Source organism: Amycolatopsis sp. NPDC045836 (assembly GCF_056431745.1).
The window spans coordinates 12,967-28,563 of the sequence record NZ_JBWKKF010000042.1 but is presented as its reverse complement, the minus strand read 5'-3'; the positions used below and the strand labels follow the sequence as shown (position 1 = coordinate 28,563).

Annotated in this window: 16 protein-coding genes and 1 pseudogene; 8 read left to right on the top strand and 9 right to left on the bottom strand. The window is 72.9% G+C overall.

Annotated features, from left to right (window positions below):
• Nucleotides 1-381: 381 nt before the first annotated feature.
• On the bottom strand, nucleotides 382-873 hold the full coding sequence (locus tag AC07EG_RS39425; RefSeq protein WP_478258399.1) for a GNAT family N-acetyltransferase: 492 nt from the start codon (nucleotides 871-873) through the stop codon (nucleotides 382-384).
• 131 nt (nucleotides 874-1,004) lie between these two features.
• Between AC07EG_RS39425 and AC07EG_RS39420 the strand changes: the two genes are divergently transcribed.
• The 3 genes from AC07EG_RS39420 to AC07EG_RS39410 are packed head-to-tail and all read left to right on the top strand — an operon-like array spanning nucleotide 1,005 to nucleotide 4,289.
• A complete protein-coding gene (locus AC07EG_RS39420; RefSeq protein WP_478258398.1) occupies nucleotides 1,005-2,645 on the top strand; it encodes a DEAD/DEAH box helicase in 1,641 nt (546 codons plus the stop codon).
• Nucleotides 2,642-3,133, top strand: coding sequence for a hypothetical protein (locus tag AC07EG_RS39415; protein ID WP_478258397.1), 492 nt, complete (start codon nucleotides 2,642-2,644; stop codon nucleotides 3,131-3,133). Before AC07EG_RS39420 ends, AC07EG_RS39415 begins: the two co-directional genes overlap by 4 nt.
• 19 nt (nucleotides 3,134-3,152) lie before the next feature.
• Nucleotides 3,153-4,289: a glycosyltransferase gene (locus tag AC07EG_RS39410; protein WP_478258396.1), complete on the top strand. Its 1,137-nt coding sequence runs from the start codon at nucleotides 3,153-3,155 to the stop codon at nucleotides 4,287-4,289.
• 103 nt (nucleotides 4,290-4,392) lie between these two features.
• Here the strand turns inward: AC07EG_RS39410 and AC07EG_RS39405 are convergent, their stop codons facing one another.
• Both AC07EG_RS39405 and AC07EG_RS39400 read right to left on the bottom strand, forming a co-directional pair.
• Nucleotides 4,393-4,809, bottom strand: a complete 417-nt coding sequence (locus tag AC07EG_RS39405; protein WP_478258395.1) for a nucleoside deaminase — start codon at nucleotides 4,807-4,809, stop codon at nucleotides 4,393-4,395.
• Nucleotides 4,806-5,648 (bottom strand): TIGR03619 family F420-dependent LLM class oxidoreductase, encoded by an 843-nt coding sequence (locus tag AC07EG_RS39400; protein ID WP_478258394.1) that lies wholly within the window; start codon nucleotides 5,646-5,648, stop codon nucleotides 4,806-4,808. Before AC07EG_RS39400 ends, AC07EG_RS39405 begins: the two co-directional genes overlap by 4 nt.
• Before the next feature lie 93 nt (nucleotides 5,649-5,741).
• On the opposite strand from AC07EG_RS39400, the gene AC07EG_RS39395 reads away from it, so the two are divergent.
• Nucleotides 5,742-6,251 (top strand): Lrp/AsnC family transcriptional regulator, encoded by a 510-nt coding sequence (locus AC07EG_RS39395; protein WP_478258393.1) that lies wholly within the window; start codon nucleotides 5,742-5,744, stop codon nucleotides 6,249-6,251.
• 85 nt (nucleotides 6,252-6,336) lie between these two features.
• Here the strand turns inward: AC07EG_RS39395 and AC07EG_RS39390 are convergent, their stop codons facing one another.
• The 4 genes and pseudogenes from AC07EG_RS39390 to AC07EG_RS39375 form a co-directional block, all read right to left on the bottom strand.
• Entirely contained in the window at nucleotides 6,337-6,732 is a 396-nt protein-coding gene (locus AC07EG_RS39390) for an NUDIX hydrolase (protein ID WP_478258392.1), read from the bottom strand.
• Nucleotides 6,729-7,928: an RNA polymerase sigma factor gene (locus AC07EG_RS39385; protein ID WP_478258391.1), complete on the bottom strand. Its 1,200-nt coding sequence runs from the start codon at nucleotides 7,926-7,928 to the stop codon at nucleotides 6,729-6,731. Before AC07EG_RS39385 ends, AC07EG_RS39390 begins: the two co-directional genes overlap by 4 nt.
• The gene (locus tag AC07EG_RS39380; protein ID WP_478258390.1) at nucleotides 7,925-8,296 is read right to left on the bottom strand and encodes a YciI family protein; all 372 of its coding nucleotides are present in this window, start codon (nucleotides 8,294-8,296) and stop codon (nucleotides 7,925-7,927) included. Before AC07EG_RS39380 ends, AC07EG_RS39385 begins: the two co-directional genes overlap by 4 nt.
• Before the next feature lie 217 nt (nucleotides 8,297-8,513).
• Nucleotides 8,514-9,062: pseudogene (locus AC07EG_RS39375) on the bottom strand (carbon-nitrogen hydrolase family protein); the annotation flags it as partial.
• A gap of 235 nt (nucleotides 9,063-9,297) precedes the next feature.
• Between AC07EG_RS39375 and AC07EG_RS39370 the strand changes: the two are divergent.
• Nucleotides 9,298-10,494, top strand: coding sequence for an MFS transporter (locus tag AC07EG_RS39370; protein WP_478258389.1), 1,197 nt, complete (start codon nucleotides 9,298-9,300; stop codon nucleotides 10,492-10,494).
• Here AC07EG_RS39370 and AC07EG_RS39365 read toward each other — a convergent pair.
• Together AC07EG_RS39365 and AC07EG_RS39360 are read right to left on the bottom strand one after the other, a co-directional pair.
• Nucleotides 10,448-11,566: an acyl-CoA dehydrogenase family protein gene (locus AC07EG_RS39365; RefSeq protein WP_478258388.1), complete on the bottom strand. Its 1,119-nt coding sequence runs from the start codon at nucleotides 11,564-11,566 to the stop codon at nucleotides 10,448-10,450. The two genes, AC07EG_RS39370 and AC07EG_RS39365, sit on opposite strands and share 47 nt — an antisense overlap.
• A 56-nt stretch (nucleotides 11,567-11,622) precedes the next feature.
• On the bottom strand, nucleotides 11,623-12,528 hold the full coding sequence (locus AC07EG_RS39360; protein WP_478258387.1) for an AraC family transcriptional regulator: 906 nt from the start codon (nucleotides 12,526-12,528) through the stop codon (nucleotides 11,623-11,625).
• Between the two features lie 80 nt (nucleotides 12,529-12,608).
• On the opposite strand from AC07EG_RS39360, the gene AC07EG_RS39355 reads away from it, so the two are divergent.
• The 3 genes from AC07EG_RS39355 (at nucleotide 12,609) to AC07EG_RS39345 (ending at nucleotide 15,595) form a co-directional block, all read left to right on the top strand.
• On the top strand, nucleotides 12,609-13,454 hold the full coding sequence (locus AC07EG_RS39355; RefSeq protein WP_478258386.1) for an SDR family oxidoreductase: 846 nt from the start codon (nucleotides 12,609-12,611) through the stop codon (nucleotides 13,452-13,454).
• A 246-nt stretch (nucleotides 13,455-13,700) separates the two neighbouring features.
• On the top strand, nucleotides 13,701-14,699 hold the full coding sequence (locus AC07EG_RS39350; protein ID WP_478258385.1) for a LacI family DNA-binding transcriptional regulator: 999 nt from the start codon (nucleotides 13,701-13,703) through the stop codon (nucleotides 14,697-14,699).
• On the top strand, nucleotides 14,696-15,595 hold the full coding sequence (locus AC07EG_RS39345; RefSeq protein WP_478258384.1) for a carbohydrate ABC transporter permease: 900 nt from the start codon (nucleotides 14,696-14,698) through the stop codon (nucleotides 15,593-15,595). Before AC07EG_RS39350 ends, AC07EG_RS39345 begins: the two co-directional genes overlap by 4 nt.
• Nucleotides 15,596-15,597: the final 2 nt, after the last annotated feature.

Genomic DNA, 15,597 nt, shown 5'->3' with positions numbered 1-15,597 from the left:
GTCGGGCGGAGAGCTAACTGATTTTCCCCCCCCCCCCCCCCCCCCCCCCCCCCCCCCCCCCCCCCCCCCCCCCCCCCCCCCCCCCCTCCCCCCCCCCCCCCCCCGCCCCCACCGGTACCGCGAGGACCCGGGCAACGGCCGTTCTGACCTGCTCGCACGAGTGGCACTCGCGCAACCGTTCCGCGCCGATGCCTCCGGAAGCCGTACTGACCGATCTGCGGGACCCAACGATCCGCCAGCTGAGCACTCTGCCCAGTCACCCGCAGCGCCAAGCCCGGTGACCACCCGGCTCGGCGCCCTCACCAGCACCATGAGAACTCAGGCAACCGGGCGCCGGACAAGAAGCCGGCCAAGCGGGGCGAGGGCCGGGCCCCACGATGCTCAGCGCAGCCGCTCGAACCAGCGCACCGGCCACTTCTGCCCGTAGACCTCACGCACCGAAGGCATGCCCTCCATCCGGTGGAAGCCCGCCTTCTCCGCGACCCGCTGCGAACCGAGGTTTTCGGCGTGGGTGTAGAGCCGCAGTTCGGTGATCGGCCACCGGTCCAGCGCGCGGGCGCACAACTCCTCCAGCGCCCGCGTCGCCACCCCCCGGCCGCGGGCGCCGGCGCTCACCCAGTAGCTCACCACCGCGGTGTCACCGTTGCGCAGGGCCGCGACGTTGGCCAGCCGCTGCCCGGAGTCCGCGTCCACCGCGACGAAACCGAGTTCGTCGTCGGAACCGGTGAGCCGGTCGAGCGCGGCCCGGAACCGGTCCGCGGTCAACGTGGCCGGTTCGGTGGTGAACCGGCGGATGTCCGGGTCGGCGATCTGGCCCACGTACCAGTCGGCGTCGTCGGCGGACCACTCCCGCAGGGTGATTTCGGCAGGCACGAGCACTCCGGTCGGATCGTCGCTAAGCTGTCCGGCTGATGACCCTAGTGCTGCCGGGGCGGCTGCAAGCCTGTTTTGTCGTGGAAGCCGAACAGTTCGCCTGGTGGGGGGTTGACAATCCAGCGGCCGGCGTGTCTTCGGCCGGTCTGCCCGGCGGCGAACCGGCGAACCTGCGCCTCGCGCTCCCGGTGCACGGCGAAGTGGTCCCCGCCGAGGTCCCCGCCGTCCTGGTCGCGCCGGAACCGGCGATCACCGCACTCGCCGCGTGGACCCCGCGTCCCGAAGCGGGGGAGTCGCTCCACGCCTGGGCCCGCATCGCGGCCGCGTTCCGCGCCGGTGACCCGGCGGACGAACTGCCCTTGCCCACCGCCGGTCACGCGGCACTGGGCCTGGACGGCACCACCATCTGGTCCGCCCGCGCCACCGTCGACGCGGCCCGCCGCAGCCTGGTCACCGGCGGCCTCACCCTGCGGCCCTACCAGCGCGCCGGGGTGGCCTGGCTGCAGGCCGCCGACGGTGGCGGCGTGCTCGCCGACGAAATGGGCCTCGGCAAAACCGTGCAGGCCATCGCCCTGCTCGCCGCCCGCCCCGGCCCGCACCTGGTGGTCTGCCCGACCTCGCTGCTGGGCAACTGGTCCCGCGAACTCGCCCGCTTCGCCCCCGGACTCGGCGAGTCGGTCACGCTGACCAGCTACGGCCGCCTGCGTGCCGACGCCGAACGACTCGCCGCCACCCGCTGGGACGTCGTGGTGCTCGACGAAGCCCAGCAGATCAAGAACCCCGACTCCCAGACCGCGCGAGCCGCCCGCACGCTCGACGCCCGGCTCCGGATCGCGATGACCGGCACCCCGGTGGAGAACCGGCTCGACGAGCTGTGGTCGCTGTTCGCCTTCACCAATCCCGGCCTGCTCGGCACCCGCGCGCGGTTCCGCCGCCGCTTCGCCACCGCCGTCGAGCAACGCCGGTCCACCGCGGCCGCCGCACGCCTGCACGAAATCGTCGGACCGCACATCCTGCGCCGCCGCAAGAGCGAGGTCGCCCCGGAACTGCCGCCGAAGCTCGAACTCACCGTGGTCTGCCGGATGACCGCCGAGCAGGAACGCCGCTACCGCGCCAGCCTGGACGACGCCTTCCGCGACGGCCTGGGCTCCGGCATCGAGCGGCGCGGCCGCGTCCTGGCCCTGCTCACCCGGCTCAAGCAGCTCTGCAACCACCCCGAACCCACCGCCGACCAGCTCGACGGCCGCTCGGGCAAACTCGACCGCGTCACCGAAATGCTCACCGAGATCGCCGACAACGGCGATCGGGCGCTGGTGTTCACCCAGTACCGCGAAACCGGCGAGATGCTCGGCCGCCACCTCGGTGCGCCGTTCCTGCACGGCGGACTGCCCATCGCCGCCCGCGAGCAGCTGATCAGCCGGTTCCAGGAGGACGAGCACGCCCCACCGGTGCTGGTACTGAGCCTGCGCGCGGCCGGGTTCGGGCTCAACCTGACCCGGGCCACCCACGTCGTGCACTACGACCGCTGGTGGAACCCCGCGGTCGAGGACCAGGCCAGCGACCGCGCGCACCGCATCGGCCAGACCCGCGCGGTCACCGTGCACACCCTGCTCACCGAACGCACGCTGGAGGAGACGATCGCCGAACTGCACGCCGGGAAACGGGACCTGGCCGGTATCGCCACCGGCGAAACCCGCTCCATCGACAACGATCTGGCGAAGCTGTCCGACGAACGGCTGCGCGCGGTGCTCGAACCGGGGCCGCGACGATGAGCGGCGGATTCGGCGTCACCGCCTGGGGCCGCGACTGGGTGCGCCTGGCCGAGCCCACCTCGGTCACCCGGCCGGACTCGCGCCTGCCCAAAGCCCGTTCGCTGGCCCGCCGCGACCAGGTCCGCGACCTGGACCTCGGCCCCGGTGAGATCACCGCCGCGGTCGACGGGCACCGGGTGCGGATCACCGTGCCGCGGTGGGACGCCACCACCCTCGACCGCGCCCACGCGCAACTGCGCGGCGACGACCTCCCCGACACCGCGCACGCCGATCTGCCCGGACTGGGCCAGGTCCGCGCCGAGTGCGACTGCACCCAGCGCAGGAACCCGTGCCTGCACGCGCTGGCCACCTTCTACGAGGTGTCCCGCCGGCTGGACGAACGCCCCCGCCTGGCCGTGGTGCTGCGCGGGCTCACCACCGGCAACCCGGTCCACGGCACCGGTCGCATCCCGCTCGCCCTGATCGACCCGGCCACCTTCTACGGCTGACTCTGCCAGGATCGAGCCGGTGCGCATCCTGTTCACCTTCGCCGGGGGCACCGGCCACTTCAACCCGCTCGTGCCGATCGCCAGGGCCGCCGAAGCCGCCGGGCACACGGTCGCCTTCGCCGGGCAACCGGCACTCCAGGACACCGTGCGGGCCGCCGGTTTCACCGCCTTCGACACCGGCGGCGACACCTTCGGCGACCGCGAACGCCTTCCGCTGGCGGCGATCGACCTCGCCGAGGAGGAACGCGCGCTGCGTGAGGGCTACGCACGCCGGGTCGCGGGTGAACGCTGCCCCCTGCTGATCGAGCTGTGCCGGGACTGGCGCCCCGACGTGGTGGTGCGCGACGAAGCCGACTTCGGTGCCGTGGTCGCCGCGGAAAGCCTCGGCCTGCCGCACGCCACCGTGCTGGTCATCGCCGCCGGGTCCCTGATCCGCCCCGGCCTGGTCGGTGAACCGCTCAACGAACTGCGGGCACGTCACGGGCTCGCGCCGGATCCGGAGATGGCGATGCTCGAAGCGAACCTGGTGCTGTCGCCGTTCCCGCCCAGCTACCGCGACCCGGCGTTCCCGCTGCCGCCGGCCGCGCAGCCGCTCACCCTCGACCCGCTCGCCCCGAGCGGCCCCGCCCCGGACTGGCTGCGCACCGACGCCCCGACGGTCTACTTCACCCTCGGCACCGTGTTCAACACCGAATCCGGTGACCTGTTCGGCCGCGTGCTCACCGGACTGCGCACGCTGCCGGTCAACGTGGTGATGACCGTCGGCCCCCACATCGACCCCGGCGAGTTCGGGCCGCAGCCGGCCTCGGTGCGCATCGAGCAGTACGTGCCGCAGGCGAGCGTGCTGCCGCACTGCGCGGCGGTGGTGTCCCACGGCGGGTCCGGCAGCGTGCTCGGCGCACTGGCGCACGGGCTGCCGATGGTGCTGCTGCCGATGGGCGCCGACCAGCCGCACAACGCCGAACGCTGCACCCAGCTCGGCGTGGCGCGCGTGCTCGACCCACTGACCGCGACCCCCGCCGACATCGCCGAAGCCGTCCAGGAGGTCCTGCACGGTGGCGGCCACCGGGAAGCCGCCACCGCCCTGCGCGACGAAATCGCCACCCTGCCCGACGCCACCCACGCCGTCCGCCTGATCGAGGGCCTGGTCCAGTAACCCGGGCCACCGCCGATCCCGGCGCCCGCCCACGCTGCCGGCCTGCTCGAGAACCTGGCTCCACAGCCCGAGCCACCTGGCACCGCCCGCCCGAAGGCCCCGCTCAGTAGTAGCCCGCTACCGGCACCCGGGCTTCGTCGTGCAGGGCGGGGCCTTCCTGCGGCACGGGCGTGAAACCACCCCCGGGTTTGAGGGCGAGCAGCTGCTCGTTCGACAGGGCGTACACCACCCGCCCCAGCCCCGAGCGTTCCAGCGCACCGGCGCACATGCCGCACGGCTGGCAGCTGGTGTAGAGGGTGGTCGCCGCCGCGGTGGCCGGGTCCAGGTGCTGGGCCGCCCACCGGGCCAGCTTGAGTTCCGGGTGCGCGGTGATGTCACCGTCGGTGAGCGTGGTGTTGTGGTCCTCGGCGAGCACCGTGCCGTCCGGCCCGGCCAGCAGCGAACCGAACGGCGGATTGCCGCCCGCACGGGCCTTGGCCGCCAGCCCGATCGCCCGGCGCAGCAGGTCTTCGTCGATCATCGCAACTCCCAGTTGTCGGCCACGGCCGCGAGCGCGTGCCAGGCGGTCTGCGGGTGGCGGGTCTCCTCGGGATCCCCGCCGAAGGGGTCGAGCACCACGGTGTCCGCGCCGAGTTCCCGCAACTGCTCCAGATCGGCCACGATCTGCTCGATCGTGCCCTCACCGGCCAGCCGCTCGGGGCCGGTGCTCGGCGCGTCGGTCAGGCGCAGGATGATCCGCGGCGCGAACGCCGGCACCGGGCGGCCTTCGGCGTCGGCGGCCTCGCGCAACCGGCCCAGCCCGTCACGCAGGTACGCCATGGTGTTGCGCAGCGGGTGCCACGCGTCGCCGAGGCGCGCGGCCCGCCGGATACCGGCGTCGCTGTTGCCCCCGATCCAGATCGGGATCTGCTCGGTGCGGTAGTCGTCCTTGTGCTCCCACGCGGCCCGCATCGCCCGCAGGTACTCGTCGGTCAGCCTGCCCCGCCGCTCGTAGCGCACCCCCAGCGCCTCGAACTCCTGCCGCGCCCAGCCCACGGCCATGCCCAGCACCAGCCTGCCGCCGCTGAACTCGTTGAGGTTGGCCGCCATCCGCGCGGTCAGCAGCGGGTGGCGGTACGGCGCCAGCAGCACGGTGGTGCCCAGCCGCACGCGGCTGGTCTGCCCGGCCAGCCACGACAGCGTGGTGAACGGCTCGTAGAACGGCGGCGGGTACTGCTCGGCCACGTCCGGGGTGATCACCACGTGGTCGGACACCATCAGCAGGTGGTACCCGAGACCCTCGACCAGCTGCGCCCAGGCACGCAGGCCGCCGGGGTCGGTACCGGGCCCGAAGTTGGGAACGTTGACTCCGATCTGCACGGCTCAAGGCTAGGAGCGGCACCCTCCGGCGGGGAAGGGCTTCCTCCCGGCGTATCGACGCCACGGCCGTGGATCTGCCGGTATCTTCGGCCGATGACCGAGAATCTCGACGCGACCGACTGGGCCATCCTGGTCGAGGTCCAGCGGGACGGCCGGATCCCGCTCACCGAACTGGGCAAGCGCGTCAACCTCAGCGCCTCGGCCACCACCGAGCGGGTCAAACGGCTCGAGCACGCCGGGGTGATCACCGGCTACCGCGCCACCGTCGACCTGGGCAAGGCGGGTTACCCGGTGCTCGCCGTGGTCCGGCTGAAGTACCCCGGCAGCAAGCACGGCCCGCTGCACGAACTGCTCGGCCAACGCCTGGAAATCCTCGAATGCCTGCGCACCACCGGCGACGACTGCTACACGCTCAAGATCGCCGCGGGCTCGATGGCGCACCTCGAAGCGCTGGTGGACGACCTGGCGCAGTTCGGCAGCACCACCACGAACGTGGTCTACAGCCAGACCCTGCCCTACCGGGGACCGCAGGCACCGCCGGATGCCGATCGCAACACCCAGCAGCCCGCCCCCGCCCGGGGTGCTCGAACCGCTCATGCGTGAGCTGACCGCGCTCGACGACGAACTGCGAGCGGCCTGGGTGATCGCCGGGCTGGCGCCGCGATGCCGAAGCGGCGGCGGGCGGCGCTCAGCTGAGCAGCCCGGCCTCGTGCAGGTGGTCGAAGACGAGCCGGGCGGCGGGGGAGACGCGGTCGCGGTCGGCGTAGGCCAGCCAGTCGATCTCCTCGATCTCCTGGCTGGCCCGCAGCGTGCCCTCGTAGTCGGCGGTGTAGCAGGTCAGCCGCACCTCGACCCCGGCGTCCTTGCCGTGCGCCTGCGCGCTGAACGTGCCCGCCGGGGCGACGCTGGCCGGCACGATGGTCACCGCGAGCTCCTCTTCGACCTCGCGGACGAGGGTCTGCAGATCGGTTTCGCCGGGGTCGCGCTTGCCGCCGGGCAGGTAGTAGGTGTCCCGGCCGCGTGAGCGGGCACCCAGGATCTTGCCGTCGCGCAGGTGGATCCAGGCGATCTTGTCGATGGTCATCGGGCTCCTGCCTTGTCTTCGAGATAACGCCGTTCCGGCTCGCTGAGCGTGCTCGCCGCGGCGAGACGGTAGTGCGCACGCGCCTGCTCGTGCGCACCGGCCAGGTCCAGCAGGTGCGCGCGGACCGCGGCGAGCCGGTGGTGCCCGGCCAGCGCGGGTTCGGCCTCGGCTTCGGCCAGCCGCGCCAGCGCCACCCGCGGGCCCTCGACCATGGCCAGCGCGACGATCCGGTTGAGCGTGACCATCGGCCCCGGCGCGCACGTGTGCAGCAACCCGTAGAGGGTGAGGATCTGCGGCCAGTCGGTGTCCTCGGCCGTGGCGGCCTCCCCGTGCACGGCCGCGATCGCGGCCTGCAGCTGGTACGGCCCGATCGGCGCGGCCGCCAGCGCCCCGGTGAGCAACGCGGTGCCCTCGGCGAGCAGGTCCGCCGACCACAGCGAACGGTCCTGTTCGGACAGCGGCACCAGGGCGCCGTCGGCGCGGGTGCGGGCGGGGCGGCGCGCGTCGGTCAGCAGCATCAACGCCAGCAGCCCGGTGACCTCGCCGTCGTCCGGCAGGCTCGCGTGCAGTTGCCGGGTCAGCCGGATCGCCTCACCGCTCAGGTCCACCCGCTGCAGTTCGGCACCGGAACTGGCGGTGTGGCCCTCGGTGAAGACCAGGTACAGCACGCCGAGCACCGAGGCCAGCCGATCGGCGTGCTCGTCCCGCGTGGGCAGCCGGAACCGGGCGCCACTCGCCTTGATCTGCTTCTTGGCCCGGCTGATGCGCTGGCCCACGGTCGCTTCCGGGGCCAGCAGCGCCCGCGCGATCTCGGCGGTGGTCAGCCCGCCCACCGCGCGCAGCGTCAGCGCCACCTGCGAAACCGGGGTCAGCGACGGGTGGCAGCACAGGAACAGCAGCGTCAGCGTGTCGTCGGTACCCGGCACGACCGCCGGCTCGGCCGGGGCCTGGGAGTGCACGGCCTGCTCGCGGCGGCGGCGCGCGGTGTCGCTGCGCCACTGCTCGGTCCACCGGCGGGAGGCGACGGTGATCAGCCAGCCCTTCGGGTTCGACGGCACCCCCTGCTCCGGCCACTGCACCGCGGCCGCGAGCAACGCCTCCTGCACCGCGTCCTCACACGCGCCGAAATCGCCGTGGTGGCGCACCAGCGCCCCCAGCACCCGCGGCGCCAGTTCGCGCAGCAGGTCCTCGATCACCCGTCCATCCCGGGCATGGCCGTCAGCACCGGGCGCACCTCGACCAGGCCGAACTCGGCCTCGGGCACCTTGGCGGCGATCTCGATGGCCCGCTGCTCGTCGGCGCAGTCGACCAGGTAGAACCCGGCGAGCTGCTCCTTGGCCTCGGCGAACGGCCCGTCGGTGGCGATCACCCGGCCCTCGCGCGCCCGCACCCGGGTGGCGCGCCCCTGGTCGAGCGGTTCGGTGACGACCAGCTCCCCCGAGGCACGCAGGTCCCGGTCCAGTGCTTCGTAGGCGCCCCAGCCCTCGGCCTGCTGCTCGGCCGAGAAGGACTGCCACAGCGCCCGCGACTCCGGATTGCCGTAGATCAGGATCAGGTACTTCACCGCTCAGATTGTGCCAGGGGAACGGCTCAGGAGCGGAGGAGTCGGGTGCGCTCCCGCGAACGCGGGTCGTCGACCAGCTCGCCGCTGTGCCGCTGTGCAGCACCCCGGTCATCGCGCGGTCGCGCCACTGCGCGGTCGAGTCGTACAGCGGCGCTTCGGTGTCCACTTCGGACACCAGCACCCCGGCGCGGTTGCGCGGCAGCCGCCCGGTGACGATGCCGTCGGCCCGCACCAAGAACGCGCCCCAGCAGCTCTGCGGTGCCGACGAGTTCGGGCAGCTGATCCAGACGTGGTTGGCCGCGGCCGCGGCGATCATCGACGGGGCCGCGGTGGCCGCCGGGTACGGCCGGCCGGCCGGCTCACCGGCGGGCACGTTCGCCGCGTGGAACGAATGGAACACCAGCTCGACGCCGTCTCGCCGGTACTCGCGGTACAGCTCGGGGAACCGGTACTCGTAGCAGATCAGCGCGCCGCAGCGGACCCCGTCGACGGTGAACACGCTCGGGTGGTCACCGGGGGAGTAGTGCACCAGGTCGACCGAAGCGCAGAACCGCTTGTCGTAGCGGTCCACCAGCTGCCCGGCGTCGTCGATGACGTACCGGCTGTTGTGCGGCTTGTGCTCGCCGCCGAGCCGGTGCCCCGAACCGAGCACCACCCACACCCGCAGCTCCGCGGCCAGCTCCATGACGCGGAACACCGCGTTCTCCAGGGCAGCCCAGTCGAAGCCGTCGTGGCTGTCGAAATCGGTGACCGCGTAACCCGACAGCGCGCACTCCGGGAAGTGCGCGACCCGGGCCCCCGCTGGTGCGCGGTGCGCAACTGCCGCTCGATGTGGCGGGCGTTGCGGGCGATGTCCGCGCTCACCGGGAACTGGCAGGTCGCCACCGTCAACTTCGGCACGCCCCCAGCGTCACCGCGGTCCGGCCGCGAGGCAACCGAGTTGTCGGCCGACAGCCGGTGGTTGTTTGCTCCGGGGAGCCGCCGATCGCTTTGATCACCGCGTGGCGGAACGACTGGGGCGGCGGTTCGGGTGGTTGTGGGCTTCCTACGCGGTGAGCACGTTCGGCACGATGATCGCGCTGCACGCGTTCACCATGGTCGCGATCACCGTGCTGCACGCCGGCGCGGCCGCGGTGTCGCTGCTGGCCGCGGCCGGGCTGGTGGCCGGTGCGCTGGTGGCGGTGCCGCTCGGGCCGTGGGTGGACTTCCGCCGCAAGCGGCCGGTGATGATCGGCACCGATCTGGTCCGGTTCGCCGCCCTGCTCAGCGTGCCGGTGGCCCACGCGCTCGGCGGGCTGACCTTCACCCAGCTGGTGCTCGTGTCGATGGCCGTGGCCGCGGCCGACATCACCTTCCAGGCCGCCAGCGGCGCCTACCTGAAAACCCTGCTGCCACCGGCGGACCTGCTGGTGGCCAGCGGGCGGTTCGAAGGCACCACCTGGACGGCCACCGTGCTCGGCCCCCCGCTCGGCGCCGCCGCCATCGGCCTGTTCGGCCCGCTCACCGCCGTCGCCGCCGACGCGGTCAGCTACCTGCTCTCGGCGCTGGGCCTGCGCGCGATCGGCGGCGGCGAACCCCGGCCCGCACCCGGCCCCCGGTTGCGCGCCCGGGACCTGCTCGACGGCTGGCGCTTCATCCTCACCCACACCGGGCTGCGCCCGCTGTTCGTCAACACCATCCTGGTCAACAGCCTGATCATGGCCGCCGCGCCCCCACTGGCCGTGCTCATGCTCGGCGACCTCGGCTTCGCACCGTGGCACTACAGCGTCGCGTTCGCCGTGCCGTGCCTCGGCGGCCTGCTCGGCTCGCGGTTGTCCCGCCCGCTGGTCCGGCGGTTCGGCCGGGGCCGCGTCCTGCGCACCGCGGGCCTGCTGCGCGTGTGCTGGCCGGTGGGCCTGGCCCTGGTCCACCCGGGACCCACCGGGCTGCTGCTGGTGATGGTGGTCGAGCTGGGCCTGATCACCTGCATCGGCGTGTTCAACCCGGTGTTCGCCACCTACCGGCTCGAACAGCTGCCCGCGGACCGGGTGGCGCGCACGCTCTCGGCGTGGTCGGTCACCAGCAAGGCCACCGTCGCCGCGACGACCGCGTTGTGGGGCCTGCTCGGCGCGCTCACCGGCCCCCGCGCGGCCATCGCGATCGCCGGCCTGCTCATCCTGGTGATGCCAGCAGTCGCGCGCCCAGCATCCCGTGGATGACCTCCGGCGACAGCGCCATCAGGTGCCCAGCCCACGCGTCGCGCACGAACCGCTCGAACGGCGACGGCTTCAGGTAACCGTTGCCCCCGGCCGTTTCCAGCCCCAGCGCGGCGATGTCGCGGGCCACCCCGTTGGCCAGCACCTTGGCCACCATCGACGACTCCAGGAACGCCGGATCACCCGTGTCGGCGTGCAGGGTCATCTTCTGCGCGTAGGCGGTGGCGGCTTCCAGGCGGATGTGGGCTTCGGCCACCTTGACCTGCACGGCCTCCTTGTCCGCCAGCGGAACACCGTGCGGGGGCAGGGTGCGCCGCCGGGTGAAGGCGATGGTTTCGGCCAGCGCGGCGTCGGCCAGCCCGAGGGAGAGGAACGCCAGTCCCGCGGCGATGTGGTTGGGGCGCGGGCCGGAGGGCGGGCAGCGGTGCCCGGCGCGCAGCAGGGTGCCGGTGAACTCGATCTGCTGGCTGCGGCTGGCCCGCAGGCCCATCGCGTCCCACATCGGGTTCAGCGACATGGTGTCGTCACGCGGCACGCCGAAGAACGCCGGTTCGCCGTCGATGAGCACGTTGAGCAGGAAGTGGTCGGCGATCTCGCAGCCGGAGGCGAACCGCTTCGCGCCGGAGAACAGGAAACCGCCCTCGGCCGGGTGCGCGGTCTGCGACGGGAACAGGAACCGGTTGCCCCCGGTTGGCTCGGACAACGCGTTCGCGAAGCGCCGCCCGGCGATCAACTCGTCCGCGTAGAACCGGGCCATGTCCGGCCCCGACAACTCCGCGAGCCCGACCCCGGCGCCGATGTGCATCACCCAGATGCACGCCGTCGACGGGCACGCGGCACCGATGGTCCGCACGACCTCGCCGTAGCAGCGGTAACTCAGCCCCTCCCCGCCGAGGGAAGCGGGCAGCAGCGCCGCGTCCAACCCGCTGGCGTGCAACGCCTCCAGGTTCTCGCGCGGCAACTCGGCCGTCACGTCACGCTCGGCGGCGGTCCTGGCGAACCCACCCGCCAGCTCACGCACGACTTCGACCCACCGGCGTTCGTGCGGGGGCGGATCCAGCGGGAACTCGTTCATGGCCCCACCCTGCCAGGTCCACCCCGGTTCGGTGGGCGGTTCGCGGGGAAGTGCTTTCAGGACGCGACGTCAACGCTTTCGTCCCGGGTGGCCCGGTGCTCACTGGGCCGGGTGCCGCGCACCCGCTTGAACGCCACGCTCAACGCGAAGGCGTTGGCGTACCCCACTTTCCGCGCGATGGTGTCCACCGTGTGCTCGGTCTGCCGCAGCAGGTCCGCGGCCAGTGCGATCCGCCAGCCGGTGAGGTAGGCCATCGGCGGCTCGCCGACCAGCGCGGTGAACCGCCGCGCCAGCGCCGCCCGCGACAGCCCGGCCTGCCGCGCCAGTTCCGCCACCGTCCACGGGTGAGCCGGGTTGTCGTGCATCAGCCGCAACGCGGTCCCCACCACCGGATCGTCCAGCGCGCGGCACCACGCCGGAGCGCTCGCGTCCGGGTGGTCGAACCAGCTGCGCAACGCCGAAACCAGCATCAGGTCCAGCAACCGGTCCAGCACCAGCTGCTGCCCCGGCCGGTCCCTGGTCACCTCCTCGGCCACCAGCCCGGTCGACGGGCCTTCCGCGGGCACCACCAGCACGGGCGGCAGGGCCAGCAACAGCCGTTCACTGAGTTCACCCCGGCGCTCGAACGCCCCACTGACCAGCACGGCCCGGTCCTCGGCCGGGGTGCCGCAGGTGTGGCCGGGGCAGTAGTCGGCGCTGGTCACCACCCGCGTCGGCGCGGTCGCGGGGTCGTCGGCCACGGTGTGGGGCACGTCGCCGCGGACGACGGCGACCTCCCCGGCGGTGACGGGCACCGGTTCGTGCCCGTCCGGCACGATCCACGCCCGGCCGCGCAGCATCGTGGCCAGCGTCAGCGGCGCCCCGCTGACCATGCGCAGGGCCCAGGGCGGTTCCAGCACCGCCTGCCGGAAGACGGCTCCGCGGGCCCGCACCCCGGCCAGCAACTCCGACACCGCGTCCATGCGCCCACTGTAGACGCCCAGACATCAAGCGGCGTTTCCCAGCCATGGATCGTCTCGCGTTTCGCCGATTGACTGGCCCCATGGTTGAACAACCCATTCTCGTCACCGGCGCCACCGGCAAGTCCGGCAGCCGCATCGTCGCCCAGCTGCGTGCCCAGCACCAGCCGGTCCGCGCGGCGTCCCGCAACGGTGAGCACCACTTCGACTGGACCGACCGCGGCACCTGGGACGCCGCACTGGACGGCGCACGAGCCGCCTACCTCGTGCAACTCGACGGCACGCACCTGGTTCGCCCGTTCGTCGAAGCGGCCGTGCGGCACGGCGTGCGGCGGGTCGTGCTGGCCTCGGGCCGCGGCATCGACAACCCGGACTACGCCAAGGACACCGGCGGCGTGCTGGACGGACTGCTCGACAGCGAGGCCGCGGTGCGCGAGAGCGGTCTGGAGTGGACGATCAGCAGGCCGGGCTGGTTCGCGCAGAACTTCAGCGAGGGCTTCTTCGCCGACGCCGTCCGCGCCGGTGAACTGCGGCTGCCCGCCGGTGACGGCGCCGCCAGCTTCGTCGACGCCGACGACATCGCCTCGGTGGCCGTCGCCGCGCTCACCGAGCACGGGCACGCGGGGAAGATCTACGAGCTGTCGGGCCCGGCGGCGCTGACCCTGACCGAGGTGACCGCCACGATTTCGGAGGCCACCGGCCGGGAGATCCGGTACGTGCCCATCTCGGTCGAGCAGTACGTCGCCGAACTGGTCGAACAGGGCCTCCCGGCCGCGGACGCCGAAGCCTTCGCGCACGTCATCGAGCCGCTGCGGAACGGCACGGACGCCTACCTCTCGGACGGCGTGCAACGCGCCCTGGGCCGCCCGCCACGAACCTTCGCCGAGTTCGCCAAGGCGACGGCAGCGGCGGGGGGCTGGCCGGGCTGATCCCGGGGCTGCCGCCCGCGTCGGGAAACCCGCGTGGGCGGCAGTCGCGGTTCGGCGGCGGTGGCCTCCGAACCCGGGAGGTGACTCACCGTACCGGCTCACCCTCGCAGCGAAGCCGCGTCGCTGAGGGTTGACCGGACCGCCATTCGGGTGACAGTATTCGGCCAATCCCCAGTGGAAACGTTTCCAGCCTTCGGGCAAACCGGTGTTGGAAACGTTTCCAGGCCGACCAGAGGTAGAGCGACGATGACGTCAACCCGCGCCACGCTGATGCAGGTGGCGCAACGCGCCGGGGTCTCACTGGCCTCGACCTCCCGCGCGTTGCACGGCACCGGCGCGAGCCCGGCGATGGTCGAGCGCGTGCGCGCCGCCGCGGCTGAGCTCGGGTACAGCCCGGACGCCATCGGCCGCTCGCTGCGGTTGAAGAAGACCTTCCAGGTGGCGTTCGCGGTGGCCGACATCGGCAACCCGGTCTACGTCGAGATGATGCGGGCCATCCACGAGGTGCTCGCCCCGCGCGGCTACCGCGTCGTGGTGATGTCCACCGGTGACACCGCCACCTCCACCGTCGACCTGGTGCGCAGCCTGGGCAACGGCGTGGTCGACGGCCTGGTCATCAGCCCGCTGCGCACCGACGACCGGCTGGTCCGCGAGATCCGGCAGGCACCGGTGCCGGTGGTGGTGATCGGCCGGGCGCTGGACGAGCACGGCATCAGCTCGGTGTCCACCGACTCCGCCGGCGGGATCGGCGCGGCGGTGGCGCACCTGCGGGAGCTCGGCCGCCGCCGCATCGGGTTCCTCAACGGCCCGCTCGACACCACCCCCGGTGCCGCCCGCCAGCGGGGGTTCGACGCCGCGGTGGACGCCGAACCGGCCGGCACCGAGGTCGCGGACGACTTCACCGTGGCCGCCGGACTCGAAGCGGCGAGGCGCCTGCTCGCGCGCACCCGGCTCGACGCCGTGGTCGCCGCCAACGACCTGCTCGCCATCGGCGTGATCCGCGCGGTCCGCGAACTCGGCCTGTCGGTGCCGGAGGACGTGGCGGTGACCGGCATGGACGACACCGAGATCGGCCGGGTGTTCCTGCCCAGCCTGACCAGCGTGTCCCTCGGCTCGACCGAACGCGGCCGGGCGGCGGCGCGGCTGATGCTGCAGCACGCCGACGACCCGGAAACCGCGGCGCAGCAGGTCTCCGTACCCCCCGAACTGGTGGTCCGCGAGTCGACGGCCGGGGGTGGGCGGTGATCACCCCCAAGGCCCGGGCCCGCCGCCGTGAGGCGATCGCACTGGTGCTGCCCTCGCTGGTCCCGATCCTGGTGCTCAGCGTCGCGCCGCTGGTGATCGGTGTGGCGCTCGCGTTCACCGACGCCCGCCTGGTGCGCAACCCCGACTACGCCTTCACCGGCCTCGACAACTTCACCGCGCTCGTCGGCAACGACCTGTTCTGGGACTCCCTGCGCATCGGTCTGGTGTGGACGGTCGGCGTCACCGTGCTCCAGCTGGCCGCCTCGATGGGACTGGCGCTGCTGCTGGACTCCGGGCTGAGATTCGAGGGCCTGACCCGGGTGCTCGCGCTGGTGCCGTGGGCGATGCCACCGGTGGTCGTGGCGATCATGTGGCAGATGATCTACTCGGCCAACGGCGGCCCGCTCAACGCCGCGCTCGGCGCGGTCGGCCTGCCCGCGGACACCAACTGGCTCGGCGACTTCGCCACCGCGCTGCCCGCGGTGATCATCGTCGGCGTGTGGGTCGGCATGCCGCAGACCACGGTCACGCTGCTGGCCGGGCTCCAGCAGATCCCGGCCGAACTGCACGAGGCCGCCGCGGTGGACGGGGCCGGTGCCTGGCGCCGGTTCACCGCGGTGACCTGGCCGAGCCTGCGCCCGATCGTCACCTCGATCACCTCGCTCAACTTCATCTGGAACTTCAACTCGTTCTCGCTGGTCTACGTGCTCACCGCGGGCGGGCCGGGCGGCAAGACGATGGTGCCGGTGCTGTTCGTCTACCTCGAGGCGTTCAAGAACCGCGAGATCGGCCAGGCCGCCGCGATGGGTGTGGTGCTGGTCGTGCTGATCGTCTGCATCCTGGCCGTCTACCTGCGCGCGCAGTTCCGCGAAGACCGCGCGGAAAGGGGGCGGTGAGC

What these genes read in the sequence shown, in the direction of transcription:
- AC07EG_RS39415 (WP_478258397.1), top strand. Translation starts at nt 2,642, where the DNA reads ATGAGCGGCGGATTCGGCGTCACCGCCTGGGGCCGCGACTGGGTGCGC.
- AC07EG_RS39405 (WP_478258395.1), bottom strand. Translation starts at nt 4,809, where the DNA reads ATGATCGACGAAGACCTGCTGCGCCGGGCGATCGGGCTGGCGGCCAAG.
- AC07EG_RS39395 (WP_478258393.1), top strand. Translation starts at nt 5,742, where the DNA reads ATGACCGAGAATCTCGACGCGACCGACTGGGCCATCCTGGTCGAGGTC.
- AC07EG_RS39390 (WP_478258392.1), bottom strand. Translation starts at nt 6,732, where the DNA reads ATGACCATCGACAAGATCGCCTGGATCCACCTGCGCGACGGCAAGATC.
- AC07EG_RS39365 (WP_478258388.1), bottom strand. Translation starts at nt 11,566, where the DNA reads ATGAACGAGTTCCCGCTGGATCCGCCCCCGCACGAACGCCGGTGGGTC.
- AC07EG_RS39360 (WP_478258387.1), bottom strand. Translation starts at nt 12,528, where the DNA reads ATGGACGCGGTGTCGGAGTTGCTGGCCGGGGTGCGGGCCCGCGGAGCC.
- AC07EG_RS39355 (WP_478258386.1), top strand. Translation starts at nt 12,609, where the DNA reads ATGGTTGAACAACCCATTCTCGTCACCGGCGCCACCGGCAAGTCCGGC.
- AC07EG_RS39350 (WP_478258385.1), top strand. Translation starts at nt 13,701, where the DNA reads ATGACGTCAACCCGCGCCACGCTGATGCAGGTGGCGCAACGCGCCGGG.